The sequence below is a fragment of the Methylophilus sp. Q8 genome, from assembly GCF_000800115.1.
In the GTDB taxonomy this organism is placed as follows: domain Bacteria; phylum Pseudomonadota; class Gammaproteobacteria; order Burkholderiales; family Methylophilaceae; genus Methylophilus.
In genome coordinates this window covers 1,469,723-1,494,671 of the sequence record NZ_JUHE01000001.1, presented here as the reverse complement: position 1 = coordinate 1,494,671, position 24,949 = coordinate 1,469,723, and the positions used below count along the sequence as shown (strand labels likewise).

General features: G+C 49.9%; 26 protein-coding genes. 13 read left to right on the top strand and 13 right to left on the bottom strand.

Features of this window, described 5'->3' with window-relative positions; translation table 11 throughout:
* The first annotated feature begins 12 nt into the window (after positions 1-12).
* Positions 13-954 (top strand): hypothetical protein, encoded by a 942-nt coding sequence (locus GQ52_RS07310; RefSeq protein ID WP_148296205.1) that lies wholly within the window; start codon positions 13-15, stop codon positions 952-954.
* Here GQ52_RS07310 and GQ52_RS07305 read toward each other — a convergent pair whose 3' ends face one another.
* Positions 955-1,650 (bottom strand): hypothetical protein, encoded by a 696-nt coding sequence (locus GQ52_RS07305; RefSeq protein ID WP_052179042.1) that lies wholly within the window; start codon positions 1,648-1,650, stop codon positions 955-957. It abuts the gene before it with no gap.
* Between the two features lie 208 nt (positions 1,651-1,858).
* Here GQ52_RS07305 and argJ point away from each other — a divergent pair, with 208 nt between their 5' ends.
* Positions 1,859-3,085, top strand: coding sequence for a bifunctional glutamate N-acetyltransferase/amino-acid acetyltransferase ArgJ (gene argJ / locus GQ52_RS07300; protein ID WP_047516328.1), 1,227 nt, complete (start codon positions 1,859-1,861; stop codon positions 3,083-3,085).
* A gap of 670 nt (positions 3,086-3,755) precedes the next feature.
* On the opposite strand, the gene arfB is transcribed toward argJ, so the two are convergent.
* Positions 3,756-4,157, bottom strand: a complete 402-nt coding sequence (arfB, locus tag GQ52_RS07295) for an alternative ribosome rescue aminoacyl-tRNA hydrolase ArfB (RefSeq protein WP_047516326.1) — start codon at positions 4,155-4,157, stop codon at positions 3,756-3,758.
* Positions 4,154-6,106 (bottom strand): ATP-dependent DNA helicase, encoded by a 1,953-nt coding sequence (locus GQ52_RS07290; protein WP_047516323.1) that lies wholly within the window; start codon positions 6,104-6,106, stop codon positions 4,154-4,156. The genes arfB and GQ52_RS07290 overlap by 4 nt, the downstream gene beginning before the upstream one ends.
* Positions 6,107-6,292: 186 nt before the next feature.
* On the opposite strand from GQ52_RS07290, the gene GQ52_RS07285 reads away from it, so the two are divergent.
* Positions 6,293-6,847, top strand: a complete 555-nt coding sequence (locus GQ52_RS07285) for a C40 family peptidase (RefSeq protein ID WP_024930643.1) — start codon at positions 6,293-6,295, stop codon at positions 6,845-6,847.
* A gap of 35 nt (positions 6,848-6,882) precedes the next feature.
* Here GQ52_RS07285 and GQ52_RS07280 read toward each other — a convergent pair whose 3' ends face one another.
* Positions 6,883-7,179 (bottom strand): SelT/SelW/SelH family protein, encoded by a 297-nt coding sequence (locus GQ52_RS07280; protein WP_047516320.1) that lies wholly within the window; start codon positions 7,177-7,179, stop codon positions 6,883-6,885.
* A gap of 173 nt (positions 7,180-7,352) precedes the next feature.
* On the opposite strand from GQ52_RS07280, the gene GQ52_RS07275 reads away from it, so the two are divergent.
* The 3 genes from GQ52_RS07275 (at position 7,353) to GQ52_RS07265 (ending at position 9,844) form a co-directional block, all read left to right on the top strand.
* The gene (locus tag GQ52_RS07275; protein WP_019883378.1) at positions 7,353-8,780 is read left to right on the top strand and encodes a S41 family peptidase; all 1,428 of its coding nucleotides are present in this window, start codon (positions 7,353-7,355) and stop codon (positions 8,778-8,780) included.
* A 61-nt stretch (positions 8,781-8,841) separates the two neighbouring features.
* Positions 8,842-9,501 carry a 2-polyprenyl-3-methyl-6-methoxy-1,4-benzoquinone monooxygenase gene (coq7, locus tag GQ52_RS07270; RefSeq protein ID WP_047516317.1) on the top strand — a complete coding sequence of 220 codons (660 nt, stop codon included), beginning with the start codon at positions 8,842-8,844 and terminating at the stop codon, positions 9,499-9,501.
* 25 nt (positions 9,502-9,526) lie between these two features.
* Positions 9,527-9,844 carry a DUF2322 family protein gene (locus tag GQ52_RS07265; RefSeq protein ID WP_019883382.1) on the top strand — a complete coding sequence of 106 codons (318 nt, stop codon included), beginning with the start codon at positions 9,527-9,529 and terminating at the stop codon, positions 9,842-9,844.
* An 86-nt stretch (positions 9,845-9,930) separates the two neighbouring features.
* On the opposite strand, the gene GQ52_RS07260 is transcribed toward GQ52_RS07265, so the two are convergent.
* The 7 genes from GQ52_RS07260 to GQ52_RS07230 form a co-directional block, all read right to left on the bottom strand.
* Positions 9,931-10,335: a VOC family protein gene (locus GQ52_RS07260; protein WP_047516314.1), complete on the bottom strand. Its 405-nt coding sequence runs from the start codon at positions 10,333-10,335 to the stop codon at positions 9,931-9,933.
* Positions 10,336-10,344: 9 nt separating this feature from the next.
* Positions 10,345-10,770, bottom strand: coding sequence for an OsmC family protein (locus tag GQ52_RS07255; RefSeq protein WP_019883384.1), 426 nt, complete (start codon positions 10,768-10,770; stop codon positions 10,345-10,347).
* Between the two features lie 169 nt (positions 10,771-10,939).
* Complete coding sequence (locus GQ52_RS07250; RefSeq protein ID WP_200884072.1) at positions 10,940-11,353, bottom strand: FKBP-type peptidyl-prolyl cis-trans isomerase; 414 nt, start codon at positions 11,351-11,353, stop codon at positions 10,940-10,942.
* A gap of 112 nt (positions 11,354-11,465) precedes the next feature.
* Entirely contained in the window at positions 11,466-12,875 is a 1,410-nt protein-coding gene (gene dacB, locus GQ52_RS07245; protein WP_047516309.1) for a D-alanyl-D-alanine carboxypeptidase/D-alanyl-D-alanine-endopeptidase, read from the bottom strand.
* Positions 12,876-14,129: an adenosylmethionine--8-amino-7-oxononanoate transaminase gene (gene bioA, locus GQ52_RS07240; RefSeq protein WP_047516306.1), complete on the bottom strand. Its 1,254-nt coding sequence runs from the start codon at positions 14,127-14,129 to the stop codon at positions 12,876-12,878. It abuts the gene before it with no gap.
* A gap of 134 nt (positions 14,130-14,263) precedes the next feature.
* Positions 14,264-14,563, bottom strand: coding sequence for a type II toxin-antitoxin system RelE/ParE family toxin (locus tag GQ52_RS07235; RefSeq protein ID WP_047516303.1), 300 nt, complete (start codon positions 14,561-14,563; stop codon positions 14,264-14,266).
* A complete protein-coding gene (locus tag GQ52_RS07230) occupies positions 14,563-14,847 on the bottom strand; it encodes a CopG family ribbon-helix-helix protein (protein WP_019883389.1) in 285 nt (94 codons plus the stop codon). The genes GQ52_RS07235 and GQ52_RS07230 overlap by 1 nt, the downstream gene beginning before the upstream one ends.
* A 110-nt stretch (positions 14,848-14,957) precedes the next feature.
* Between GQ52_RS07230 and GQ52_RS07225 the strand changes: the two genes are divergently transcribed.
* The 7 genes from GQ52_RS07225 to GQ52_RS07195 all read left to right on the top strand — a co-directional run bounded on the left by GQ52_RS07225 (position 14,958) and on the right by GQ52_RS07195 (position 21,756).
* Positions 14,958-16,892, top strand: coding sequence for a U32 family peptidase (locus GQ52_RS07225; protein ID WP_047516299.1), 1,935 nt, complete (start codon positions 14,958-14,960; stop codon positions 16,890-16,892).
* Between the two features lie 74 nt (positions 16,893-16,966).
* Positions 16,967-17,608 (top strand): YchE family NAAT transporter, encoded by a 642-nt coding sequence (locus GQ52_RS07220; protein WP_019883392.1) that lies wholly within the window; start codon positions 16,967-16,969, stop codon positions 17,606-17,608.
* 145 nt (positions 17,609-17,753) lie between these two features.
* Positions 17,754-18,185: an NUDIX hydrolase gene (locus tag GQ52_RS07215; RefSeq protein WP_019883393.1), complete on the top strand. Its 432-nt coding sequence runs from the start codon at positions 17,754-17,756 to the stop codon at positions 18,183-18,185.
* Entirely contained in the window at positions 18,182-19,276 is a 1,095-nt protein-coding gene (gene mnmA, locus GQ52_RS07210) for a tRNA 2-thiouridine(34) synthase MnmA (protein ID WP_019883394.1), read from the top strand. Before GQ52_RS07215 ends, mnmA begins: the two co-directional genes overlap by 4 nt.
* An 80-nt stretch (positions 19,277-19,356) precedes the next feature.
* The gene (locus GQ52_RS07205; RefSeq protein WP_047516295.1) at positions 19,357-19,686 is read left to right on the top strand and encodes a hypothetical protein; all 330 of its coding nucleotides are present in this window, start codon (positions 19,357-19,359) and stop codon (positions 19,684-19,686) included.
* A gap of 472 nt (positions 19,687-20,158) precedes the next feature.
* Positions 20,159-20,827: a PEP-CTERM sorting domain-containing protein gene (locus GQ52_RS07200; RefSeq protein ID WP_047516292.1), complete on the top strand. Its 669-nt coding sequence runs from the start codon at positions 20,159-20,161 to the stop codon at positions 20,825-20,827.
* Positions 20,824-21,756 (top strand): PEP-CTERM sorting domain-containing protein, encoded by a 933-nt coding sequence (locus GQ52_RS07195; protein WP_047516289.1) that lies wholly within the window; start codon positions 20,824-20,826, stop codon positions 21,754-21,756. Before GQ52_RS07200 ends, GQ52_RS07195 begins: the two co-directional genes overlap by 4 nt.
* A gap of 66 nt (positions 21,757-21,822) precedes the next feature.
* On the opposite strand, the gene GQ52_RS07190 is transcribed toward GQ52_RS07195, so the two are convergent.
* Together GQ52_RS07190 and GQ52_RS07185 are read right to left on the bottom strand one after the other, a co-directional pair.
* Positions 21,823-24,177, bottom strand: a complete 2,355-nt coding sequence (locus GQ52_RS07190; protein ID WP_235273044.1) for a TonB-dependent receptor domain-containing protein — start codon at positions 24,175-24,177, stop codon at positions 21,823-21,825.
* 85 nt (positions 24,178-24,262) lie between these two features.
* Positions 24,263-24,925: a PEP-CTERM sorting domain-containing protein gene (locus GQ52_RS07185; protein ID WP_019883399.1), complete on the bottom strand. Its 663-nt coding sequence runs from the start codon at positions 24,923-24,925 to the stop codon at positions 24,263-24,265.
* Positions 24,926-24,949: the final 24 nt, after the last annotated feature.

The following is a 24,949-nucleotide window of genomic DNA, read 5'->3' as shown; positions in this document are numbered from 1 at the left end:
AAAGGCCTCAATATGCGCTTTCCAAAACACATAGCGTTATTGCTCATCGCACTGACAACCACAATCAATGCTGAAGAAATAAGTTATCAGCATTCGATTGCGATGGACATTCCGGCGTTTTTAGAAAAAGTCGATACGTTACATGTCATGACGCATACAAGTAAATTCAGCATTTTTCCTGTATCGCGCCACAACGCGGCATATATTACGACACCCCAGGTCCCAGGCGCGGACCCCATCTCATCATTGGTTGGGGCGCTGATTGCAACCAGCATCATCAACAGTCAAAACTCAAAAGAAAATGACGCAACAGCCAGGTTTACTGCAGAGCTCAGCGCAATACTGCAAACAATAGACATTAGTCAGGAGTTTAGTTTAGCGTTAAAACGCACGTTATCGGAACGACTTACACTTGCGCAATTCGAGTTTGAAAGTGTAGAGTCTAGAAATACACTCAATCAGGCAGGATTACTTGTCAGAATCAAACAAAACTACATCCTAACCTTCGAAAACCGCATCTACTTTGATAGCAAGCTTCAATCGCTTTGCTTTGAAACCAGCCCCCGCTTATGGATGAAAGATAAAGTCAATCCGTTCTATTTATCCGAGATCAAATACATCTCTCATCAGGTCATCAGCCAGGACAAAAGCCTGTTAAAAACAAGTTGGACGCAAAACGATGGTGAGCGCCTGAAGCAATCCATCAGAGATGGCGTACAAGCATCTGTTGACATGTTCACCCAAGACTTTCTGGACAAGACTTGGAAAACCGGGCCGGAATCCATTGCCAGAGAAGTTTCTTTTATTGACACGCATTCCGGTAAAACAACCAAAAACAATTTATTTCCGTTGGTGGAAACATCCGACCGGATTGCTGGCCGGATGTTTGCACACGATGCTGCTCAACTCATTTCAATCCCTAAATCACAAATCATTAGTCAAGCAGCGCCTTAATTACTTCAAATTACCGCCAAAAAAGGCGTTACCAAGACTATCAATCCCTCGATCCACATTGGTACTCACAGCGGTAGTGACATTCTGAAAGCCGGGCGCTTGATCCCAAGGCTCAGAAATAGGCATGTTGCTCACATCATCCACGTACCACTTGAGTTCGTTTGTATTTAAATCAACTAAAGAACCCTTGTACTTGAAATCAGCCATTGGGGCACCGGTAGGCATAAATCCATAATAGTTTCTAATCGTACCAACCCGTTCGACGGCCAACAGCAACACATAATCAACATCATTCGATTTCAAGCTACGGAAGTCGTACTCCGCATATTGAACAGTCTCAGACTTACCGGAAAACTTCTGCATCTTTTGTAAATCGATCGTCTGATCAATCTTTTTAACCTGAAATCCTCTAGCCTGCAATTGCGCCACAAATTCGCTATCCATTGCTTGCACCTTGGATGTATCAAGCTTTTCCAGATGCGTCACCAGCGACTTTGCGTTACCACGATTAATAGCTATATCCAGCAAACCCATATTACCCGTCATAAATGCATCCGGTTTTGGTACTGTTGTTTTCGCCAGTCCAATCACCGGTTTACGGTTCTCCCAGAAATGATTATCCAAAGCAACGGGCTTTTGTACTGTCGCACACCCGACAAGCCCAAGCATCAATACTATCGAAACTACTCTTCTCATTTTTCTTCCATTTTTATTAAGATTAATCGACCGTCAAAACTTGCTTACCTGTTAAGTTTTAACAATTAAAGGTTACCACAGCACTAGCAGTAATTTAAAACCGTGCTACCTACATGTGTGCTTATCACCCCAACTGAAAACGTTTTCCGTCACAATTCTCTTGTAAAATATCAAGCTGCTTAAAAACTAAATCCATGTGAGAAATCGAATGCCCGTCAAACTGTCTGCCCCTGCTGCCGAAACGTTATTGCCCGTCAAAGGCGTACAACTGGGTTTTGCCCAGGCGCATATTCGCAAACCCAACCGCAAAGATGTGCTGGTCATCACCGTGCCTGAGGGCAGCAGTGTCTCTGGCGTGTTTACGCTTAACCGCTTTTGTGCGGCGCCCGTGACGGTCTGCAAACAGCATTTGCAGCATAACAAACGCATCCGCGCGCTGTTGGTGAATACCGGCTGTGCCAACGCAGGCACTGGCCAGCAAGGCCTGGACGATGCCCGCGCCAGCTGTATCGGCGTCGCACAAGCACTCAACATCAGCCCAGAACAGGTATTACCCTTCTCCACCGGCGTCATCCTGGAAACCCTGCCAATGGAAAGACTGCTGGCAGGCATCGCCCCGGCTGTCGACAACTTGCAAGAAAACAACTGGTTAAATGCTGCGGAAGCAATTATGACCACCGACATTGTGGCCAAAGGTACCTCACGTCAATTAATCATTGACGGCAAACCAGTCACAATTACCGGCATCAGCAAAGGTTCCGGCATGATCCACCCCAATATGGCCACCATGCTGGGGTATATCGCCACCGATGCCGCCATTAGCCAGGTCGCACTCGACAGCATCATCCAGCACGCTGTGAATAAATCATTTAACTGCATCACGGTCGATGGCGACACCAGCACCAACGACAGCCTGATCCTGATGGCCACCGGCCAGGCAGGCAACGCAGTCATCAGCGAGCAAAGCGCTGATTTTGTAGCCTTGCGTGATGCGCTGACCGAAGTCGCAACAGAACTGGCACAAGCCATTGTGCGCGACGGTGAAGGCGCCACCAAGTTTATGACTATCCAGGTTGAAGCGGGTAAAAATGAAGAAGAGTGCCGCAAAGTCGCTTACGCCATCGCCCACTCGCCGCTGATTAAAACCGCCTTTTTCGCCTCAGATCCAAATCTGGGCCGCATCTTGGCCGCAATTGGCTACGCGGGCATTGATGACCTGGACGTGAACACCATGCAGCTATATCTGGGTGATGTATTGGTCGCCGAAAAAGGCGGTCGTGCAGCGAGCTATGCTGAAGAACAAGGCGCAGCCGTGATGAAGGAAAGTGATATTCTGGTACGCGTGGTGTTGAATCGCGGCGATGCTGATGCCACGGTGTGGACCTGCGACTTTTCTTATGATTATGTGAAGATTAATGCGGATTACAGATCGTAATACGCAGGGATGAACATGTTTTGAGTTCATCAAATGTACGAAGAAGCCACCTTAACGCTTAGCCAGTTTTGGTGGCTTTTTTATTTCGCCTTGATGGCGAGTTACTTTTTTTGCTTGCCCCAAAAAAGTAACCAAAAAGAGGGCACCCAGCCATCACGGCCTTCGGCTTCCTTGCGTTGCTCGACAAAACAAGCGGTCACGAAACTCGCCCTAGCAGCTTGCACACGACGCAAGCTGCCGCGGAGCTCAAACAGTCGCTCCCTTCTCTCTTGTTTTGTCTCCGCTACTCAGCGTGATGGGATGGGATTTATCTCGCCAAACTCACATTGTAGAAATCTGAACGGTTCAAAAAAAACAGATTGGTTTGTTAAGGGCAATAATGGTGGGGCTCATTAGGTGTTCGGAGTCCCCATCTGCCGCGCCGAGCAACGCAGGATTGACGGGAGTTCTCGGCCATCGGCTGTTTGAGCTCCGCAACAAGCCACGTCTTGTGTGGCTTGTCAGGGCGAGTTTCGATGGACGCCCGGCAAACCGAGTAGCGCAAGGAACAAGCGGCAGCTGGGGTGCACTTTCTTTTGGTTACTTGTTCTTTGTGCAAGCAAAGAAAAGTAACTCGCCGAGAAGGCGAAAAGCAGCCTTACCAATAAACGTAGAAAGAATGACCTTATTATCAATCATCCCCAACAACCCTACCCCGCCCTTGCTTCACCACTCCACGTTGCATCTTCCCCGCTACCCGCCGTTTCTTCGATGCCAGCGTCGGCCGTGTCGCATAGCGCACCGCATGCACGTGGCTAGCCGCACGTACAACCTCATGCAACCGTGCAATTGCATCCCGTTTATTGGCCTCTTGCGTACGGTATTGCTGCGCTTTGATCACCAGCACACCTTCCGCCGTGATGCGTTGGTCTTTGCTATGCAACAACCGTGCTTTAATCACTTCACTCAGGCTAGAGCTGTGAATATCAAAGCGCAGATGGATGGCTGAAGAGACTTTATTGACGTTTTGACCACCCGCCCCTTGTGCACGTATGGCGCTGAGTGTGTACTCGTGGGCGGCGATCGTGATCATGCTTGCAGGGCGTTGTTGATGTAAGTAAAAAAGTCATCCACTTCTTGCTGCACGCGGGTGCGCCTGAAGGGTGGCAGGCTTTGCCAGATACGGCGCCCATAAGGTTTATCGACCAGGCGCGGATCGCAAATCATCAGCACACCGAAATCCTGCTCATCGCGAATCAGGCGCCCGGCACCTTGCTTGAGTGTGATCACGGCATAAGGCAATTGATAGTCCATAAAAGCATTTTTGCCTTCGGCGTTCATTTTTTCGATACGCGCCGAGAGTACCGGGTCATCCGGTGGTGCAAACGGCAATTTGTCGATGATGACGCATGACAGCGCTTCACCGCGCACATCGACGCCTTCCCAGAAGCTTTGCGAGCCGACCAGCACGGCGTTGCCGTGGGCGCGGAATCTATCCAGCAATTCGGTGCGGTTACTCTCGCCTTGCATAAGCAGCGGATAGTCCATGCCTTGCTCTTCAAATGCCTGTTTAAGCAGCGCATGCACTTCGCGCATGGCTTTGAGCGAGGTGCACAACACAAAGGCACGACCGCGGCTGGCTTGCAATACTGGCAAACTCATGGCCGCGACTGCCGCCGTGTACGCGCTGCTGTTGGGCTCAGGCATGCCGGAGGGCACGTAGAGCAAGGCCTGCTGGCCATAATCAAACGGGCTTTGCCAATGTTTGGTCTGTGCCGCCAGCAAGCCCATCTGGCCTTGGTAGTGGGTAAAGTCACTTTTCACCGCCAGCGTCGCGGAAGTAAAAATCCAGGCGCGCGGCTGCGCATTGAGTTGCTTGCCAAAACCATCGGCCACACTGAGTGGCGTCGCGTGTAATTGCACACTTTGGCTGAATACTTCGACCCAGCGTACCAGATTGGCATGATTACCTTTTAACCAGGCCTCAAGCAAGGCCAACAGCGCCTCGCCACGTTGCCAGCATTTTTCGAGCAAAGGATCTCGCCCTGCTTGTGTTTCGAGCACTGCGGTCAGGGTGCTCAACGTTTCCAGCAACCGTTGGTAAGCATCATCAAAGTTCTTTAATGATTGCGCTTTCTGCACCGGCATGCGCGCACCTTCAAACTGGAATACCAACCTGAAATCACGGCAGGCCTTCTCCAGTGGCGGCACAGCCTCACTCAGCGGCACGCAGTCTTTGGCCAGCGTCAGGTAAGCCATCTGGCTATCACGCGCCAGGTCCATCAATTGTGAGGTGGAAATATCTTCACCAAAAAACAGGCCGGCGACTTCCGGCAATTGGTGCGCTTCGTCAAACACCACGGTATTGGCGCTAGGCAATAACTCGGCGACGCCTTCATCACGCAACATGACATCGGCAAAAAACAGGTGGTGATTGACCACCACCACATCGGCGGCGAGAGCTTGCTTGCGCGCCTCCATCACAAAACATTGTTTGTAAAACTGGCAATCCTGACCCACGCAGTTATCACGTGTCGAGGTGACTTGTTGCCACACCGTGGCTTGCTCGGGCACTTCAACCAGTTCGGCTTTATCGCCACTTGTACTGTGCTCGGCAAAGCTTTGCAAGATGGGAATGTATTGCGCATCTTCGCGCGATTGGAAACGACCTTCCTGGCTGGCGCGTTGCAAGTGATAATGGCAGATATAGTTGGCGCGGCCTTTAAGCATGGCCACCGTCACTGGCACTTTAAGTGCTTCGCGCACCGCGGGCAGGTCGCGTTGATACAGTTGGTCTTGAAGGGTTTTGGTGCCGGTAGAAATAATCACCTTACCACCAGACAATAAGGCAGGTACCAAGTAAGCATACGTTTTACCGGTACCTGTTCCCGCTTCGGCCACTAATTGCTGTTGTTGTTCAATGGCTTCAGCAATCGCTTGTGCCATTTCCTGCTGTTGCGGACGGCTGCGGAAATCAGGCATGGCTTGCGCCAAACACCCATTCTCTAAAAACGCGGAACTGACCTGTTGCTGTAAAGACATACGCTAATTATCCCACGAGCCAGAATAAATCAGACAAGCATTTTTCAAGAAATACATCGATTAAAAGCAGCCACAACAGCAGCAAAAAGGCTAAAAAACTTGCGCATGCTGTTAAAGTATGGCAAGGTTTAGGCCGTAGTCACTTCTGTGTCACCAAAAATCCTCTTATCCAAGCCTTTGATTGTGATGAATAAATCATTTATTCGGCTGGCTGCTTTACTGGTCAGCATGCTGTTATGCCAATGCAAAAGTGTCGCCGCGCCCGGCGATGATAAGCGCTGGCAAAACGCTTACAGCTACTCGCAAGAGCAAGTGATGGAAAGCCAGTCCGGCATTGCGGGTTCCTGGTCAGAAAAAGTGGAAGAAATCATGATTCGCGCCCTGAGCCTGACTGGCGTTGACTATAAATATGGCGGCCGCAGCCCGGAAACCGGCTTTGATTGCAGTGGCTTCGTGCAATATGTATTTAAACACGCTGCCCAGATTTCCCTGCCGCCCTCGGCACGCACCATTAGCGAAATGGGCAATACCGTCAAACGCGAAGAATTACAGCCCGGCGACCTGGTATTTTTCAACACATTGAAATCGGCGTTTTCGCATGTCGGCATCTACGTCGGCAACAATCAGTTTATTCACGCCCCGAGAGCGGGCGCCAAAGTGCGTATCGAAAACATGGACGAACGCTACTGGAGCACACGCTATAACGGCGCCAAGCGCATGGAAGTAGAAGCGTCAAAATAACGCTTCTCTGCACAGCACGCGTTTACTCACTACCTTTACTCGCCAGTACCTTTCACTGGCGTATCACTATGCCCCAGCGAGCGCGCCGGATCGATGAGGTCGCGGATTAATTGCTTCAGTTCTTTGGCCTCGGGAAAACGTCCGGCTTCTTTGCGGGAAAAAATCACGGCGCCATCACAGCGCACTTCAAGAACACCGCCGGTCCCCGGCACCAGGCTCACGGACTTTAAATCCGTATCAAACGTCGTCAACAACTCCTGCGCCAGCCAGGCGGCGCGCAACAACCAACGGCACTGTGTACAAAACTCAATTTCTACGATAGGCTTTTGCATATTTCACCCTAAACATTTATTTGCGTGAAGAGTATAGTCAATTTTATTGAAATAGCGGAAAATGAACTTAACAGCGTTCTGTCCACTCTCTGCAAACAGGCTGTCATCAACAGATGCAACTTGACTCTTATTAAAGTAATATTCTTCGCTTAATTGATCACACAAGGCATGGTATGCGTTCCAAATTAGAAAAATTCAGCTTGCTGGGTGCAGGCGTGTTTGTAGGTATCCTGGTGAGTATCAACATTTCCGCCTGGGCAGACAGAACCTCCGTGTCGCAACTGCCTATCGATGAGTTGCGTGTATTTGCCGAAGTGTTCGCTAAAGTTAAATCTGACTACGTTGAACCGGTAGAAGACAAGAAACTGATCAACGAGGCATTGTCCGGCATGTTGCAAGGCCTGGACCCGCACTCTACGTTTATGGATGCCGATGCTTACAAAGAACTGCAGGCAGGCACACAAGGTGAGTTTGGCGGCCTGGGCATTGAAGTTGCCATGGAAGACGGCCTGGTCAAAGTAGTGACACCGATTGAAGATAGCCCTGCCTACAAAGCAGGCCTGAAGTCTGGTGACCTGATCATGAAACTGGATGACACCCAGGTGCGTGGCCTGACACTTAACGATGCAGTGAAACGCATGCGCGGCACACCGGATACCAAAATCGTGTTGACGGTGATTCGCAAAGGCGAAGACAAACCACTCACTTTCACCTTGACCCGCGCCATTATCAAATCACAAAGCGTGAAAAACAAATGGATTGAACAAGGCTATGGCTATGTCCGCATCACACAGTTTCAGGAACGCACCGGTGAAGACCTGGCCAAAGCGCTGAAAAGCTTGCAGACTGAAAACAAAACGCCACTGAAAGGCTTGGTACTCGACCTGCGTAACAATCCTGGTGGCTTGCTGGATGCAGCCGTTGGTGTATCGGCCGCATTTTTACCTAAAGATGACCTGGTGGTGTACACAGAAGGCCGTGTAGTCGATTCCAAAATGCGCCTGAATGCAACGCCGATGGATTATGCGCGTCGCGGCAAATCAGATTACCTGAAAGACTTGCCTGAAGAGTTCAAGTCTGTACCTATCGTGGTGCTGATTAACGCCGGTTCGGCTTCTGCGTCTGAAATTGTGGCCGGTGCCTTGCAAGACCATAAGCGCGCCACCATCATGGGTATCCAGAGCTTTGGTAAGGGTTCAGTACAAACCATTCTGCCGATGAATAACGGCAGCGCCATCAAACTGACGACAGCACGTTACTTTACCCCTAACGGCCGTTCGATTCAGGCCAAAGGTATTGTGCCGGATATCACGGTAGATGACGGTTCTGATCCAAGCCTGAGCTTGCATGAAGCCGACCTGAAACGCCACCTGTCTAACCCGACCGATGCCAAAGGCAATGTGGACAGCAAAGCAGCGGATGAAGCAAAATCTCGTGCAGCCGCTGAAAAGCTGAAAGAAGAGAAGCATGCTGAAACACGCGGCCCGATTGAACCAGCCAGCAAAGATGACTTCCAGTTCACGCAAGCCATGAACTTGTTAAAAGGCTTGCCAGTTCAGAAGTCGCAAGAACCTGCTAAAGTAAGCACAGCCAAACCATGATGCCTGTTCTGCTTACCAGCCAACAAGTTTGGTAAGCAGAAGCCACTCTAAGGAAGCGTACATGTTGACTTTACCACCATTGAGCCTACCTCCACTAAGCTTGGATAAAGCCATCAATGTGCTGGATATGAGCCTGCGCACGGTGTTTAGCCCGGCCATTGCCAGTCGACCTTATCCGGCAGCCGACATCGGCGCTGACTCGACACTCACGGAGAGTGAACGCAAACATGCGGCAGCACTGATGCGCATCAATCATGTCGGTGAAGTCTGTGCGCAAGCACTGTATAGCGGCCAGGCACTGGTGTCGCGTGACCCAGCCAATGTGGAAGCCTTGAAACAAGCCTCACGGGATGAAGTCGACCATTTGGCCTGGTGTGAACAGCGCATGCAGGAATTGGGTGGCCGCAAGAGCCTGTTGAATCCTCTGTGGTTTGGCGCCAGCTTTGGCCTGGGAATTACGGCAGGCCTGCTGGGCGACAAATGGAACCTGGGCTTTTTGGCAGAAACTGAACATCAGGTCTCAACACATTTGCAGAGCCATTTGCAGGAACTGCCCGCACAAGACCATGCTTCGCGCGCCATTGTCGCTCAGATGAAAGAAGACGAAGAGCACCACGCGCAAACAGCCGAACAATTGGGCGGTGCCGCCTTACCTGCCCCGGTCAAACTGGCGATGCGCTTGGCCTCAAAAGTGATGACCCGCACGGCGTATCACTTGTAAGATTTGTAGTAACCTAGAGTCAACCATGCAAAAATTTAGTGACAACCTCCTCACACTGGACAATGCCGATCACGTGAAACGCATTGAACTGTATGATGAAAACAACCAGCCAGTTGGTGTGCTTGAAAACAAGCCAGGCACCCAGGGCTCCATCAAAGTCTATCATCACCTGTTCAAGGTGTTTGGTGAGATCAATACCGATGCGGCGGTAGAAGGCCTGGCGCTTTACGCCGAGCACACCGAGGATGCCGAAGACCACCCGGGAAAACACCCGAATATTGATCGCCTGCTCAATGTACTGGATAAAGAGCAAACGCTTTCAATCAAGCTTGTGACCGAATAAGCCCGCACAAGCAGCCATAAAAAAGCCTCCAATGATTGGAGGCTTTTTTACTATCTGGCAAGGTCAATGTACCCGCGCACCAGACATCATGCACTTTGCAAATGGCGTGTAATAGGCGGGTGGTAAATAAACTCCAGCAAATGCCCCACACTGTCCAGGCAATAAAATCCGCGCGAACCATCGCGATGACTTTTTGGCGCCTCGGTAATCCGCACCCCATGGGCGACCATATGCGCATACCAGTCATCCACGGCCTGCGCATCTGTCAGCACAAAGCCGATATGATCCAGTCGCTGCAATGGGTCTGCTTTGTAATCTACGCGATGCAAGGCAAACACATCGCCATGATTGCTTAAATAAATATTGTCCGGATCAGGCTGCCACTCAATGTGCATACCGACAATCCGCGTATAAAAATCAATCGCAGACTCAAGCTCTTTGATAAACAAGGCCACATGGCGAATGCCTACCATGCCTTTAGGAATGCTCATGCGACTCCGTTACTCAAAACTTGGCGCTTTGATTTCATAACCGTGCGTAATCTCACACGCCTTTTGCAGCATGATGCTGGCAGAGCAATACTTCTCGGCAGATAGTTTCACTGCACGCTCCACCTGTGACTCATTCAAGCCTTCACCGGTCACCACAAAATGCACGTGAATTTTGGTGAACACCTTAGGCACCGTGTCGGCACGCTCCGCCTGAATTTCTGCTACGCAGTCGACAATCGGCTGACGGGACTTTTTCAATATAGTCACCACATCAAACGACGTACACGCGCCCATGCCGATCAGCAGCATTTCCATTGGGCGCATGCCAATATTGCGGCCGCCATTTTCAGGCGCGCCGTCTAATACCACGGCATGACCCGTTTCGGATTCACCGACAAAACTGACACCATCTATCCATTTCACTTGGACTTGCATTTAGACTCTCATTTCACAAGTATAAAAACGTACCCGACAACGGGAAAAATTTTCAGTTTCTAAGCCAGACTAGGCGCAAGTTCAAAAAAAGATCGCGCGGCATACATCACGTATGTAAGCGAGATTTGTTGAACTTGCAACAACGTATGGCGACGAAACTGGAGATTTTTTATTTCACGCCCAGCAGTTCAACATCAAATACTAGGGCCGAATTTGGTGGAATCACGCCACCTGCGCCACGTGCGCCATAGCCCATGTCCGAAGGAATAATCAGCGTACGCTTGCCGCCGACTTTCATGCCTTGCACACCGACATCCCAACCCTCGATGACCTGGCTGGCACCTAAAAAGAAATTGAATGGCGAATTACGGTCCAGGCTGCTGTCGAACTTTTGGCCTTTGTGGTCTTCTTTGCTGGCGTCATACAGCCAGCCGGTGTAATGCACGGTGACGTTAAAACCGACTTCAGCTTCGCGACCAGAACCGACCACCGTATCAATTTTTTGTAATTCAGTCACATTGGCAGACATTTGTGCAGATTCCTTCGTATTTGACGAGTTAGATTGCGCTTGGCAACCTGTCATGGCCAGCAGCAATACGCTGAGACCGATTAGTTTGATTGCAGATTTCACTTGTTTACTCCCAGAAAACGACCATTATTTTACGCGTTTTTAACCACAAATTATCAGACACAGGCTAACGGCCTTCAATCAATTGTTTAAGCAAGGCATCTTGTACCGCGCGTACTGCAGAAGCACGTGCGTGATTGGCAATCACCACCAGCACATAACGCTTACCCGCCATATCCTGCACATACCCCGCAATGCTGCTCACCCCTTCCAGCGAGCCGGTTTTGAGGTAAGCCATGCCTTTGCTACTCCCCTCTGCCAAGCGTTTTTTGGTGGTACCATCCAGACCCAGTATGGGCATAGATGCCATAAGTACCGGCATCACCGGGCGCTGGTAGGCTGTGACGAGTAAATGTGCCAAATGTTCCGCACTGATACGCTCATTGCGCGACAAGCCAGAACCATTTTCCAGCACCAGCTCGGGAAACGTCAAACCACTCTGGCGCAAAACCTGTTTCAGTGCCAGTGCCGCACCCGCCTCATCTGCCGGGGTAAATCCGGCCTCCAGCGCGATCGTCAACAGCAGTTGGCGCGCCATCACATTGTTGCTCCACTTATTGATATCGCGCACCACGCTATCCAGCGGTGGCGATGACCATGTGGTCACCAGCGTGGCGACGTCGGTGACCGGTGCCAGTAACACCTGCCCATTAAACTGCCCACCCAGCTGCGCCCACAATTTTTTAAAACTGAAAAACACGTATTGCGTGTCATTGAGTACACTGAGTTCCAGATAGCGCTCATCACACTGCTCGGGCAAAGTGCCGCTAAAGGCCACCGTGACGCCATCAGCCTGCGGCGTCACGCTATAGCGCAAATCGCCACGCCAATCATTGCACGCGCCTTTACGGATTTGCATGGTGTTGATTACACGGATTTGCGGTAACTCGAATTCTTGCGAGATTTGTACCACTGGCTTATTGGCCTGACTAGAGACCGCAAAACGGAAACTGGTATTGCGGCCATTCAGTAATAAGGCGCTCGGATTAGCGTTATAGGCACGCCATGGCTCATCATCGAGCACGGGCCGCTGGCTGACTTCAGGCGCATATACCGACAAATCCAGGATGAGATTGCCTTTGATCTGGCGGATGCCTTGCTGTTGCACCTGCTGCAATAAACGCCAGAACTCTGCGATATTCAGCGCCGGATCGCCAGCACCCTTGATGATTAAATCGCCATCCAAGACCCCCTGAGTCAGCGTACCAGTGCGATAAACGTCAGTTTTCCAACGGTAGGCAGGTGTCAGTGCTTCCAGCGCCGCATAGGTGGTCACCAATTTCATCACACTGGCCGGGTTCATGGCTTTGGTCGCATTGTGGCTAATCAGCGGCGCAGTACCATCCAGCGGTTGCACCACAATGGCCACGCTATCGGCGGGTAATTGTGCTTTGCTTAATGCCTCCTGCAAGTTGATTGGTAAGGCGGCCTGGGCCAAAGCCACCCAACAACTGCACACAACCAGTAACCAGCGCATTTACATGCTCTCCTCAACGGCAGCACGTGTCGTTTGTATCAGGTGGTGGATATCTTGTGCTGTCATGCAGTAAGGCGGCATCCAGTACACGGTGTTACCAATCGGCCGTAATAGCAAGCCATGTTTGAGCGCCGCGGCATAGCAGTCGCGCGCAAACTGTGGATTTTTTGTAGTGACTTCAAACGCCGTGATCATGCCACGCTGGCGCACATGATGCATGCTAAAACCATAGCCTTCAACGCCAGCCAGCAATGCCTGCGCTGTCACACGGTTATGCGCCAGCACATCAGATGCCTCAAATAATTGCAATGTCGCCAGTGCAGCACTGCACGCCAGCGGGTTACCCGTATAGCTATGGCTATGCAAAAAACCTTTTACCGTCTGGTCGTGATAAAAGGCCTGATAGACTTTATCAGTCGTCAGCACTACCGACAACGGCAAATAACCGCCGGTAATGCCTTTTGAGAGACAAATAAAATCCGCAATATCACTCACGCGCTCACCCGCTTGCTCACATGCAAACAAGGTGCCGGTGCGGCCAAAACCGACGGCGATTTCGTCGGCGATGATATGCACCTGGTAACAGCTGCAAATTTCACGCGCCCGCTGCAAATAGACCGGGTGATACATTGCCATGCCCGCAGCACCTTGTACCAGCGGCTCAATAATAAACGCGGCTAATTCGGCATGATGCTCAGCAACATAGGCTTCCAGCGCTTCAGCACAACGTAAAGCGTAAGCCTCGTCTGACTCGCTTGCTTCAGCCAAACGACTATCCGGACTCGGCATTTGCGCCGATTGCAGAATCAATGGCGCATAGGTATCTTTAAAAATCGCTACATCAGTGACACTAAGCGCTCCCAAGGTCTCGCCGTGGTAACTGTTTTGCAGGCTGATAAATTTGGTTTTTTGCGGCTGCCCGATATTGCGCCAGTAATGAAAACTCATCTTCAGTGCAATTTCGGTAGCACTGGCGCCGTCTGAGCCATAAAACGCGTGGCCCAAGCCGGTTAACGCGGCAAGTTTTTCTGACAACTCAACGACGGGCGCATGTGTAAACCCGGCCAGCATCACGTGCTCCAACTGATCAAGCTGCGCTTTGATCGCATCTTTAATCACCGGCTGATTATGCCCAAACAGATTCACCCACCAGCTACTCACCGCATCCAGATAAGCTTTGCCTTCGCTATCGAACAGCCATGCACTTTCGCCGCGGGCGATAGGCACCAGCGGGTAACGTTCGTGGTGTTTCATTTGCGTGCAAGGATGCCAGACGGCTTGCAGGGAGCGAGACAGAAGAAGTTGATTTGATAAAGGCTGGCTATTATTTTTCAAGAGCTTTGAGTTCCATGACTTGAGCGGCAGTAGGTAACACCATGTGCATGCGACTAATGATAATCATTTTCCCGCTGGTGTTTGATCGCAAGAATGAGTACTTTATGTTCCAGCCTGTCGTAATGGTAGCTGGCCACATATCCAGTCCTTCCGTGAGAAATCACTAGCTCTCTCAATGCAAGTCCGACTAAACGGCCGGCCAACGGGTGGTCTGCAAGCATTGCTATCGCACTTTTGATAATTTCAAATACGTCCAAGGCCGCTTCTGGATCTTTTTCAAACAGAAAAAGACTTAATCTGAGAAGGTCACTTTGTGACTCTAACGAGTATTCAAGTGCGGCTTTAGCAACCATTATTTCTTATCTCTTACCGGGATAAGCGCTGGCAGTGGTTCACCCTTGAGCTTTGCATAGATGTAAGCATGCACATCCTCTGCAGCGTAAGAAATACCAGTTTCTTTGTAATGTTTGAGCGAAGCTTCTGCACGCGCCAAAAATGCTTGATCTTCTTCGATGCGCTGAGCCTCCGTCGCGATCGCATCCACCATGAATGCATGCGCACTTTTGCCACTCGCTTCTGCAAGTTTCGCCACGCGCTCTTTAAGTTCTTCCGAAAGCTTTAAACTGGTTGTAGCCATTGCAGGGCCTTTCATATACAAAAGTGTTACCAAGGTAACACCTCAACCTTCACCTGTCAAACGCCGCTTTGTGATATAGTTCGCATCTTATTGATTTATATGCATAATCCATGCAAAAAACCCGCAAACATCTCGAACTGCTCGCCCCGGCCAAAAATGCCGATTACGGTATTGAAGCCATTAATCACGGCGCCGATGCGGTCTATATCGGCGGCCCGGCCTTTGGTGCGCGCGCCAAGGCGCCGAATACGGTGCAGGACATTGCGCGCCTGGTGCAGCATGCGCATAAATTCCATGCCGAAGTGTTTGTCGCACTGAATACCATCTTTCACGATAACGAGCTTGAAGGCGTGCGCCAGTTGGTGCACCAATTGTACGATAGCGGCGTCGACGCCCTGATCGTGCAGGATATGGGCTTGCTGGAACTGGATTTACCACCTATCCAACTACATGCCAGTACCCAAACCGATATCCGCACCGTTGAAAAAGCACAGTTTTTAGATCAGGTAGGTTTTAGCCAGATTGTGCTGGCGCGTGAGCTGGATATTGCCACGGTGAGAAAAATCGCAGACGCGACCACTGCCAATCTTGAATACTTTATCCACGGTGCACTTTGCGTCGCATTTAGTGGCCAGTGCTTTATCAGCCACGCGCATACCGGCCGCAGTGCAAACCGTGGTGAATGCTCGCAGGAATGCCGTTTGCCTTATACGCTGGAAGACCAGAAAGGCCGCATCATCGGCAAAGACAAACATTATTTGTCGATGAAAGATAACGACCAGAGTGCCAATCTGCGCGCCCTGATCGCAGCGGGCTTAAGCAGCTTCAAGATTGAAGGACGCTACAAAGACCTGCCTTATGTCAAAAATGCCACTGCGCATTACCGCCAGTTGCTGGACGAAATTCTGGAAGAGATGCCGCAATATGCTAAATCTTCCGCCGGTCACGCTACTTACACCTTCACGCCGCAGCCGGAAAAAACCTTTAACCGTAGTGCCACCGATTATTTTGCCAATGGCCGCCAGGCGGATATTGGTGCGTTTGATACTCCAAAATTCTCGGGAGAAACATTGGGTACAGTACGCAAAGTCGGTAAAGATTTTATCGATGTTGCCACCGATATTGCATTGCACAATGGCGACGGCGTCTGCTTTTTTGATGTGCATAAAGAGCTGGTCGGCTTGCGTGTGAACACAGTGCAGGCGCTGGACAAATACACGTACCGCCTGTTTCCAAACGAAATGCCAGCGGATATCCGCAACAATACACAACTGTATCGCAACCGCGACCATGCGTTTATGCGCCTGCTGGAAAAAGACTCAGCCACACGCAAAATCGCACTGGATGCCGTGTTTTATGAAACCAAAGATGGCTTTGCACTCACACTGAATGACGAACAAGGCTTTAGCGCCACGGCTCAATACGATGCCGAGAAACAGCTTGCTAACGACACGCAAAAAGCCGAAGCCTCGCTCAGGGAGAATCTAGCCAAACTAGGCAATACCGACTTTGTTGCCAGAGAAATCAGCCTGGAGCTCACTCAATTCTGGTTCTTGCCTGCCTCTGTGGTCAATCAATTACGCCGCGATGCTGTTGAACAACTGCTGGAAATAAGAACCATGGGCTATGAGCGCCCGCCACTACGCGCTGCAGCCGAACCATCAGCCATTTACCCGCAAGATAGCCTGAGCTACCTGGCCAACGTCTACAACCAGAAAGCACGCGACTTTTATCACAAGCACGGTGTCAAACTGATCGCCAGCGCTTATGAAGCCAATGAAGAACTGGACGAAGTGCCGGTCATGATCACCAAACACTGTTTGCGCTTTAGCCATGGCTTGTGCCCTAAAGAGGCTAAAGGCGTGATTGGCGTACAAGGCACTGTCACGGCGGAGCCAATGACGCTTATCAGCGGCAACGATCGCTATACGCTCAAATTTGACTGCAAACCATGCGAAATGCATGTGATGGGCAAAGTGCGCAAACATATCCTGCAGATTGCACCACCACAGCCGATTACCTTCTTCGAAAAACGCCCAGCCTAAATGCATCGCCTTGGTCATTTGCCAAGGCTATTGTTTTCAGGCAAGCTTTGAGCACCTTAACATTCTTACCGGCCATGACTGAATACGCCTACCTGCTCAAAGTCGCAATTGCCCTCATCGCCATTGTCAATCCGATTGGCAGCCTGCCGATCTTTATCAGCGCCACCAGCGGCTGGAGCAAGGCTGAACGGGCGCGCACCGCACGCACGGTAGCGATCACCGTCATGATTGTATTAGGTGTCTCCGCTTTTATTGGTGACCTGATTCTGGATTTCTTCGGCATCACCATTCCCTCGTTTCAAGTCGGCGGCGGCATCTTACTCCTGCTGATTTCGATCTCGATGATGCATGGCAAACAAAGCGGCACACGCCAAACCGCCGAAGAAGCACAAGACTTGAGCGAGCGTGAGGTAATTGCAATTGTGCCGCTCAGCATCCCGCTACTGGCCGGGCCAGGGGCTATTTCCAGCATGATTCTTACCGCGCAACAGCATCCCGGCTTTTGGGGGCACATCAGCCTGATGCTACCGATTGCCCTCATTGCACTATTTATCTGGGGATTACTGCAGCTCGCCGATGGTATTACACACTACCTCGGCACCATAGGTATCAATATTGTTACGCGCTTGATGGGGCTGATTCTGGCGGCAATGTCGGTGGAATTTATCGCGCATGGCTTGACCGGGTTGTTTCCGCAACTTGCCGGAGCCGCATAGAAAATCAGTCATACACAGCGAAATTAACCCTCCCCCAATCAATCACTTAGCGGTAAAATAGCGCTTTTAACGAAACCTGCGTATTTTGAATTCCACCGTTTCAACTCCATCGAAATCCTCCCAGCAATGGAAGCCTAACGTCACCGTGGCTGCCATCATTGAACAAGACGGCAAGTTTTTGCTGGTTGAAGAAACCACCGACCGTGGTAACCGCTTTAACCAACCTGCCGGGCACCTGGAAGAAAATGAGACGATTATCGCTGCGGCGATCCGTGAAACGCTGGAAGAAACCGCTTACGACTTCACGCCTGAAGCATTGGTGGGCATTTATCACTGGCAGCATCCGCTCAACGGTATTACCTATTTGCGCTTTGCCTTTACTGGCAAGCTGGGCGCGCATTACCCAGCGCAGGCATTGGACGATGGCATACTCCGCACGGTGTGGAAATCTGAAGCCGAGATCGCCGCCGAAGGCGAGCTGATGCGTAGTCCGCAAGTGTTATTGTGTGTGCAGGATTACCTGGCAGGTAAACGTTATTCTTTAGACATTTTGAAGCATTTGGGCCAAGCATTATGAGTAAGCCACATGTCATCGTCGGATTGTCCGGCGGCGTAGATTCCTCCGTCACGGCCTTGTTGTTGAAACAACAAGGCTACCAGGTCACCGGTTTGTTTATGAAAAACTGGGAAGACGATGATACTGACGAATACTGTTCTTCACGCCAGGATTTGATTGATGCCGTGTCTGCGGCTGACAAGATCGGTATCGACATCGAAACCGTGAATTTTAGTGCCGAGTATAAAGAGCGAGTATTCGCTAACTTTTTACAGGAATACCAGGCTGGCCGCACGCCTAACCCGGATATTCTGTGTAATGCCGAAATCAAATTCAAGGCATTTCTGGATCATGCCATGGGTATGGGGGCAGATTTGATCGCCACCGGCCACTATGCGCAAGTACGTGAAAACCCGATTCAACCTGGCAACTTTCAACTGCTCAAAGCCGATGACGGCAGTAAAGACCAAAGTTACTTTTTGTCGCGCCTGAATCAGGCACAGCTTTCAAAAACATTGTTCCCGCTGGGCAAACACCTTAAACGTGAAGTACGCGAAATTGCCCGTGAACATGGCCTGGCCAATGCAGAAAAAAAGGATTCCACCGGTATTTGCTTTATTGGCGAACGTCCGTTCCAGGAGTTTTTGCAACGCTATTTACCACGCCATCCTGGCATCATGCGCACGCCTGAAGGCAAAGTGGTTGGTGAACACGAAGGCTTGATGTATTACACCATCGGCCAGCGCCAGGGCCTTAAAATTGGCGGTAGCCGCGAGAGCAATGGCGAGCCATGGTTTGTTGCCGCCAAGCATATGGCGGATAACGAATTGATTGTCGTACAAGGTCATGATCACCCATTGCTACAAAGCGATGGCTTGAAAGCAGGCCAATTACACTGGATCAGCGGTGAAGAGCCTCAAACTAACTGGGTATATGCGGCCAAAACTCGTTATCGCCAACCTGATGCGCCTTGTGAAGTGGATGCGGTGAATGCTGAAGAAGCCACCATTCGCTTTGGCCAGCACCAGTGGGCAATCACCCCAGGCCAGAGCGTGGTAGTGTACGAAAGCAATGTCTGCCTGGGCGGCGGCATTATTACCGGTGCCATTTAACCCATTCGCAAGGCATGGTTATTGCTTCTGCTTGCATAATATAATCAAAATGAACGCCAAGTGACGAGGAATGACACCTAATGGCCTACGTATTAAAAAATAAAGAAGGTGCAATTATTGCGGCAAGCCCAGATACGCAAGTGGCCGCGGACTGGGTTGCAATTGATAATGCAGATACCGAATATCTGTGTTTTCTGGATGATGAGCTAAAAAAACATCACACCTTCCGTGAAAGTGATATCCAGCTGGCACGCGTGCTGGAAGACTTAATCAGCATATTGATTGACCGCAGCCTGATCAGCTTTACTGACTTCCCTAGCCCTGCGCAAAAACGCCTGAATGAACGGCAAACCCTGCGTCATAAAAACAACCTGCAATTGCTGGCTGACGACGACATACCACCGCTGTAATCCCTATGCGCGTACAGGAATTGTCTGATTAAGCAGAGAATCCCTGCAACAATACTGTACGCCCCGCCCTTCTGCCTGATATCTATACATGTAGCGCTTTGTTTACAAGCGCAGACAGCTTCACCATCTATAAAAGTGTCCACTCACTTATACCCTGCCTCAGCAATCGACAAAGCTTTTAATTCAGCATGATTGCTCACCCATGTCGCATAACCTCAATGCCTACTGCCACCCACAGTTGAAATTGACAATCATTCTCATTATCAATTAGCATATAGATTCCCAAAGGATTTATAAAATAATGAGGAGAGGTTCACATGACACGCATTCACGGCGTACTGATTTCACTGGCATGCATATTTGCCGCGAAAAGAAGCAGGGGGCAGCGATGAGCCCCTGGTTGAAACGTATACGAAACACATCGCTACTGACATGCCTGCTCTCAGGCACCGCGTGGGGTGGTTACTATCCTATGTACGCGAGTTGGCCACAGCCTAATGGCATAGGCTCAGACATCACGCTGACCTACAGCTTCAGCAATCTGTTCGACGGCGGCGTAATCAGCACCAATGGCCAATCGCTTTCAGTAGACATCATGCGCAGCGCATTTGAACAGGCGTTTGCTGACTATGCTGCAGTCTTGCCCATTCACTTTATTGAAGTTGCTGACGCCGGCGGCCCATTGCCGGAAACCGGGCAATACGACCCCACAGGCTTGGCAGATATCCGTATCGGTGTCGTCCCTTACATCAGCGATGCAAATGCCTACGCTTATTTTCCACAAAATACAGCGGTCAATGGACTGGCTGGCGATGTCGTCTTTAATGGCCAGCGTTTTGGCCTGGGCTGGACGCAAACAATTTTCTATTCAGTTGCCCAACATGAACTTGGGCACTCTTTAGGCATGGGCCATTATATCAATGCAGATGAGTCGCCTGACGACACAATAGCAAATGCTGCATATACGGGCCCCATTTTCCCATTAGATAGCATGATGATCACGGCACTCCAAAATGTATATGGCGCAGGGCTTGGTTCAGTCACACCACTGTCAGCGGTGCCTGAACCGAACACCTTGGCATTACTGATGGCCGGACTGTCACTGTTAATACTTGGCCGACGAGAAAGAAAGCCCACATGAAATCATTACACAAAGTACTCACGGCAGCAGGCTTGCTGCTCGCCCTGCCCGCACATGCCTTGACCATAGAGTTTGACTATACTTATGACACCAGAGGCTTTTTTACCGACCTGACGACAGGCACGCCGATGACTGAACGCAGGGCCTTACTAGAGCAAGCTGCGTCATTCTATAGTGGCTTTACAGACGCCCTGACCGCCATTACACCACAAGCCGGCGATAGCTGGTCGGTGCAAATCACGCATCCAAGCTTAGGCGGCCCATTGATCACACTGAGCAATATCGATATTGCTGCGGACACCTTGCGTATTTATGTCGGCGGCTCAAACTCTGCGCCCGGCGTTCTGGGCTTTGCCAACACAGGATTCAATCTGACAGCCAGTGGTTCTGATACCTTTATTGATGCAGTCACCACGCGTGGACAAGAAAATACAATTGGATCAACGGCAACAGATTATGGAGTTTGGGGCGGAATGATCTGGTTCAATGCTGCCAATGACTGGTATTTTGGCAGCGATACCAGCGGCCTGACCGCTGGCCACCCAGACTTCCTGACCACAGCAACACATGAACTTGGGCACATTCTGGGTTACGGCGAAGCAGACTCCTGGCTGGCACAAATTGATAGCGGCTACTTCACCGGAGCCGCCTCCGTGGCTGCTTACGGCAGCGCCGTGCCACTTGATCAATATGGCAGTCATTGGGCCAATGGCACCATGAGCTCCTATCAGGGCGTGGCACAGGAAACATTGATGGATCCAAGCACAACGCCAGGCACCCGTGAACTACCAACCCTATTAGATTATGCCGCCTTCAAAGATATTGGCTGGCAGGTCAATGTAACCACTGTGCCTGAACCTGATACTTACGCCCTGCTACTGACAGGGTTGGCTTTGATCGGTTTATCAGCGCGTCGCCGGGCAGTTTAAGTTCGCCATCCGTAAAAAAGCCCCAGAATTTTTCTGGGGCTTTTTCTTACCAGCTCATTTGCAAGATTAATACATGAGTTCAGCAAAGAACTTCACATTACGACCGGGGCCAAGAATACCAGAGCCTCCCATGGCATTGTCAAATCGATATTGATTGTTAGTCAAATTCTCACCAATCAGCCGCAAAGTCACATTCGGCGATGCTCGCCAGTTAACACCCGCATTCCATAATACATAACCGTTCTGTATACCATAGGTATAAGGGGACGAAGCGCTGCCGTCCCCTGACAAAATCACATCACGATCTGATATCTTACGGAAAGTCAGATTGGCATCAATACTGCTCGTAATTTCTTTACCGATATTGATATTCAATGCATTGCCAGGCACGGTATACAAAGGCACAGCCGTTAATCCATTGTTCAACTCACCCGAGATCTTTGAGTAAGATCCTCGCATAAACCACCCTTGGTATTGCAGGAAGCTCTCAAACTCTATGCCATTACGCCGCTCCCAGCCATCCTGCGTATATTTTCCTTGCGCGGTATCATAGCGCATTGAAGTAAATAAATTCGCAGTATAGATATGGTAAAAGTTAAGTTTGCTACTCAGAAAAACATTCGTCCCCCATAGCCTTGGGTTCTGATAACTGATACCTGCCTCAGTGGATTCGGAATTCTGCAAATTATATAAATCACCACAGATTGTTGACGGTGTTTGTGGAAACAGGCATCTGCTGCCAAAACCACCAGCAGTAAAATACTCATCTAACAAAGGCGGCCTGAAACCTTGCGCATAATTACTATAAATCGTCAATTTTTCAGGGCTATTACGGCGGAACAGGTCATAAGCGAGACCCAGACTAAAAGTCTCCGCAGTAAACTCTATTTTGTCTGACTGGCCAAATTGAGCCAGCCTCTTTTTCGTGAGTGCGCCAGTGACCTCCACCTCATAATCATCTCGCCGGTAACCGGGTTTAATATTGAGCTGCCCCCATTGTATATTTGGCTGCAGATAAAACGCCTTATAGGACCGATTACCTGATGGCGCAGTGAGGTTTTGCCCTCCGGGATAACTATTCACCTGGACAGATGAATTACTGTTCTCATAGAACCTTGACACTTCGCGCTCGCGACTATTGTATTGCCAGCCAGCCAGAAGGCTCAGCTCCACATTCTCAGTTTTGGCAATGATAGCGGTATTACTCAAGTCTATCGTTCTGGTTTTGTAATTGTAGTAATCATTCAGGTCACCCGGACAAATTGTTTTATTACTGGGATTAGGTGTAAAAATGATGCCATTACAGAAACTATTGCTGGGGTTAATGTTGGACCAGCCAGGTTTCAGAAGATCGTGTAAGTTTGTATAGCCCCCGGCAAACACTGCCTTCAGATTAAGCAAGGGATTGTCCGGCGTGTAATTTAAAGTTTCGGTCCAACTGAAATCATCAGTCGCGCGACGCACATATCCAAAAAACCCTGGTTGGCCGCCAGTGGCATCGTAAGGCTGCATACCAGTGTCAGTAAATTTCACCAGAGAGGTAATCATTTCCAGATCATCTGTAGGAAAGATTGAAACTTTAAGCAACTGCGAGATGGACTCAATGGCAGAATTGTCGAGCTTAGTTTTGTCTGCCAGGGTGATATTATTGGATTGACGGTTAGAGTAATTGTAAAGAATATCTATACGCTCATGAGGGCGTGCATAAAGCATGTATGAGCGCGAATATTCATCATTATTATTGCCATAGCCGAATTTGGCTTTAGCACCAACGGTTTGCCCCGGCCGCAAAAAGTCGGCAGCATTTTTTGTCTGCGCAATAATGGTGCCGCCCAGGGCACCAGAGCCACTGGAAATTTGAGGCCCACGTTGCACTTCAATACTTCTAAGCAGCTCTGGCTCAATAAAAGTCCCTCCCATTCGGTACTTCTCAAAAGCCTTCGGTGCGCCATCTACTTTAACCACAACATCTTCGTTATCCGCAAAGCCACGTATACTGAAAGTCATGCCGCTGGCACGTGGTCCGCCAGAGGTAGAAACGCCAGGCACGGATCGCACTGCCTCAAAAATATTACTGAACTGTGAGCGTTGTAATTGTTCCGAGGTAATTGTTGTGATGGATTGCGTTGAGTTAATCCCAGAATCCTCTTTTACTCTGACGTCTTTGACGGACACTTCAGGTAAGGTATCAACATCGTCCAACTCCGCTTTTTTATTCTGTTTAGGCGTGACTGCCTGTTGTTCGAGATTTTCTGAAGAGTTCTCAACTTTGTCAGACTCTTTATCTTTCACAGCATCTTCTGCTGCTAGCACCTGATGCTGCAGCGAAAATACCAACACTAAACAGACCAGACCGCATTGGCAAACAGCGTAAGTGTTTTTTATTATCAATCGCCAGTAATCGTTGAGACGTGTCATCATAAAGCGTTCACTACTTCATTCATAAGCGGTATATAAAAACAAAGGGGCTTTATCAGCCCCTTTGTTGTCATCGCACTAAGCTAAATTAGGCTTTTTTTGCAGAGCGGCGCGCAGCAAATGCCATCAGGCCCAAGCCCAACGCCATCATGCTGAATGCTTCTGGTTCTGGAACAGGTGTCACAGTTGGCACAGAAACAGTAGCCAATGCCAACTGATCCAAGCTCATGCTTGAGCTAGAAGCGTTGAATTTAAAGGTATACAAGGACGAAGCTGTGACATTGCTCCATTTCCAGTAGTACTCACCTTCATCCACAGTACCGAATGAACTGTTAGTGGTACCTAAAAGCTGAGTCACTGCCGTCGCAGAAGTACCGTTTAATGTTGCAGTCAATGAAGGCATCACACCAAATGCAGCCACACGCAGGTAAACATCAAAAACACCACTAGTGGCGCCAGTTAACGTTGCTGTGAAGGCAGTTGGAGATGAGAAGCTGTAAATATTCTGGCTGCCGGTAATAAAGCTTGTACCAGACGTTTCGGTCAGCGTGGCAGTGGCGCCAGTCAATGCAACGTCAGGTGTATTGTCTTGCTTGACGAAAGGATCTACATAAGAAAATACATTCCACTCTGCATATTGCGCAGTAGTGGCGCTACCCCAAGGGGTTGCTGAATCCCATTTTTCCGTCGTCGCAAAAGCAGAACTGCTGAATGCCATACCCAAAGCGATAATTAACGCTGAAACTTTCATAATTTAATTCTCCTCAACGAGCGC

Coding starts and splice junctions, on each gene's coding strand:
- GQ52_RS07310 (WP_148296205.1), top strand. CDS start 13: ATGCGCTTTCCAAAACACATAGCGTTATTGCTCATCGCACTGACAACC.
- GQ52_RS07305 (WP_052179042.1), bottom strand. CDS start 1,650: ATGAGAAGAGTAGTTTCGATAGTATTGATGCTTGGGCTTGTCGGGTGT.
- argJ (WP_047516328.1), top strand. CDS start 1,859: ATGCCCGTCAAACTGTCTGCCCCTGCTGCCGAAACGTTATTGCCCGTC.
- arfB (WP_047516326.1), bottom strand. CDS start 4,157: ATGATCACGATCGCCGCCCACGAGTACACACTCAGCGCCATACGTGCA.
- GQ52_RS07290 (WP_047516323.1), bottom strand. CDS start 6,106: ATGTCTTTACAGCAACAGGTCAGTTCCGCGTTTTTAGAGAATGGGTGT.
- GQ52_RS07285 (WP_024930643.1), top strand. CDS start 6,293: ATGAATAAATCATTTATTCGGCTGGCTGCTTTACTGGTCAGCATGCTG.
- GQ52_RS07280 (WP_047516320.1), bottom strand. CDS start 7,179: ATGCAAAAGCCTATCGTAGAAATTGAGTTTTGTACACAGTGCCGTTGG.
- GQ52_RS07275 (WP_019883378.1), top strand. CDS start 7,353: ATGCGTTCCAAATTAGAAAAATTCAGCTTGCTGGGTGCAGGCGTGTTT.
- coq7 (WP_047516317.1), top strand. CDS start 8,842: ATGTTGACTTTACCACCATTGAGCCTACCTCCACTAAGCTTGGATAAA.
- GQ52_RS07265 (WP_019883382.1), top strand. CDS start 9,527: ATGCAAAAATTTAGTGACAACCTCCTCACACTGGACAATGCCGATCAC.
- GQ52_RS07260 (WP_047516314.1), bottom strand. CDS start 10,335: ATGAGCATTCCTAAAGGCATGGTAGGCATTCGCCATGTGGCCTTGTTT.
- GQ52_RS07255 (WP_019883384.1), bottom strand. CDS start 10,770: ATGCAAGTCCAAGTGAAATGGATAGATGGTGTCAGTTTTGTCGGTGAA.
- GQ52_RS07250 (WP_200884072.1), bottom strand. CDS start 11,353: ATGACAGGTTGCCAAGCGCAATCTAACTCGTCAAATACGAAGGAATCT.
- dacB (WP_047516309.1), bottom strand. CDS start 12,875: ATGCGCTGGTTACTGGTTGTGTGCAGTTGTTGGGTGGCTTTGGCCCAG.
- bioA (WP_047516306.1), bottom strand. CDS start 14,129: ATGAAACACCACGAACGTTACCCGCTGGTGCCTATCGCCCGCGGCGAA.
- GQ52_RS07235 (WP_047516303.1), bottom strand. CDS start 14,563: ATGGTTGCTAAAGCCGCACTTGAATACTCGTTAGAGTCACAAAGTGAC.
- GQ52_RS07230 (WP_019883389.1), bottom strand. CDS start 14,847: ATGGCTACAACCAGTTTAAAGCTTTCGGAAGAACTTAAAGAGCGCGTG.
- GQ52_RS07225 (WP_047516299.1), top strand. CDS start 14,958: ATGCAAAAAACCCGCAAACATCTCGAACTGCTCGCCCCGGCCAAAAAT.
- GQ52_RS07220 (WP_019883392.1), top strand. CDS start 16,967: ATGACTGAATACGCCTACCTGCTCAAAGTCGCAATTGCCCTCATCGCC.
- mnmA (WP_019883394.1), top strand. CDS start 18,182: ATGAGTAAGCCACATGTCATCGTCGGATTGTCCGGCGGCGTAGATTCC.
- GQ52_RS07205 (WP_047516295.1), top strand. CDS start 19,357: ATGGCCTACGTATTAAAAAATAAAGAAGGTGCAATTATTGCGGCAAGC.
- GQ52_RS07200 (WP_047516292.1), top strand. CDS start 20,159: ATGTACGCGAGTTGGCCACAGCCTAATGGCATAGGCTCAGACATCACG.
- GQ52_RS07195 (WP_047516289.1), top strand. CDS start 20,824: ATGAAATCATTACACAAAGTACTCACGGCAGCAGGCTTGCTGCTCGCC.
- GQ52_RS07190 (WP_235273044.1), bottom strand. CDS start 24,177: ATGATGACACGTCTCAACGATTACTGGCGATTGATAATAAAAAACACT.
- GQ52_RS07185 (WP_019883399.1), bottom strand. CDS start 24,925: ATGAAAGTTTCAGCGTTAATTATCGCTTTGGGTATGGCATTCAGCAGT.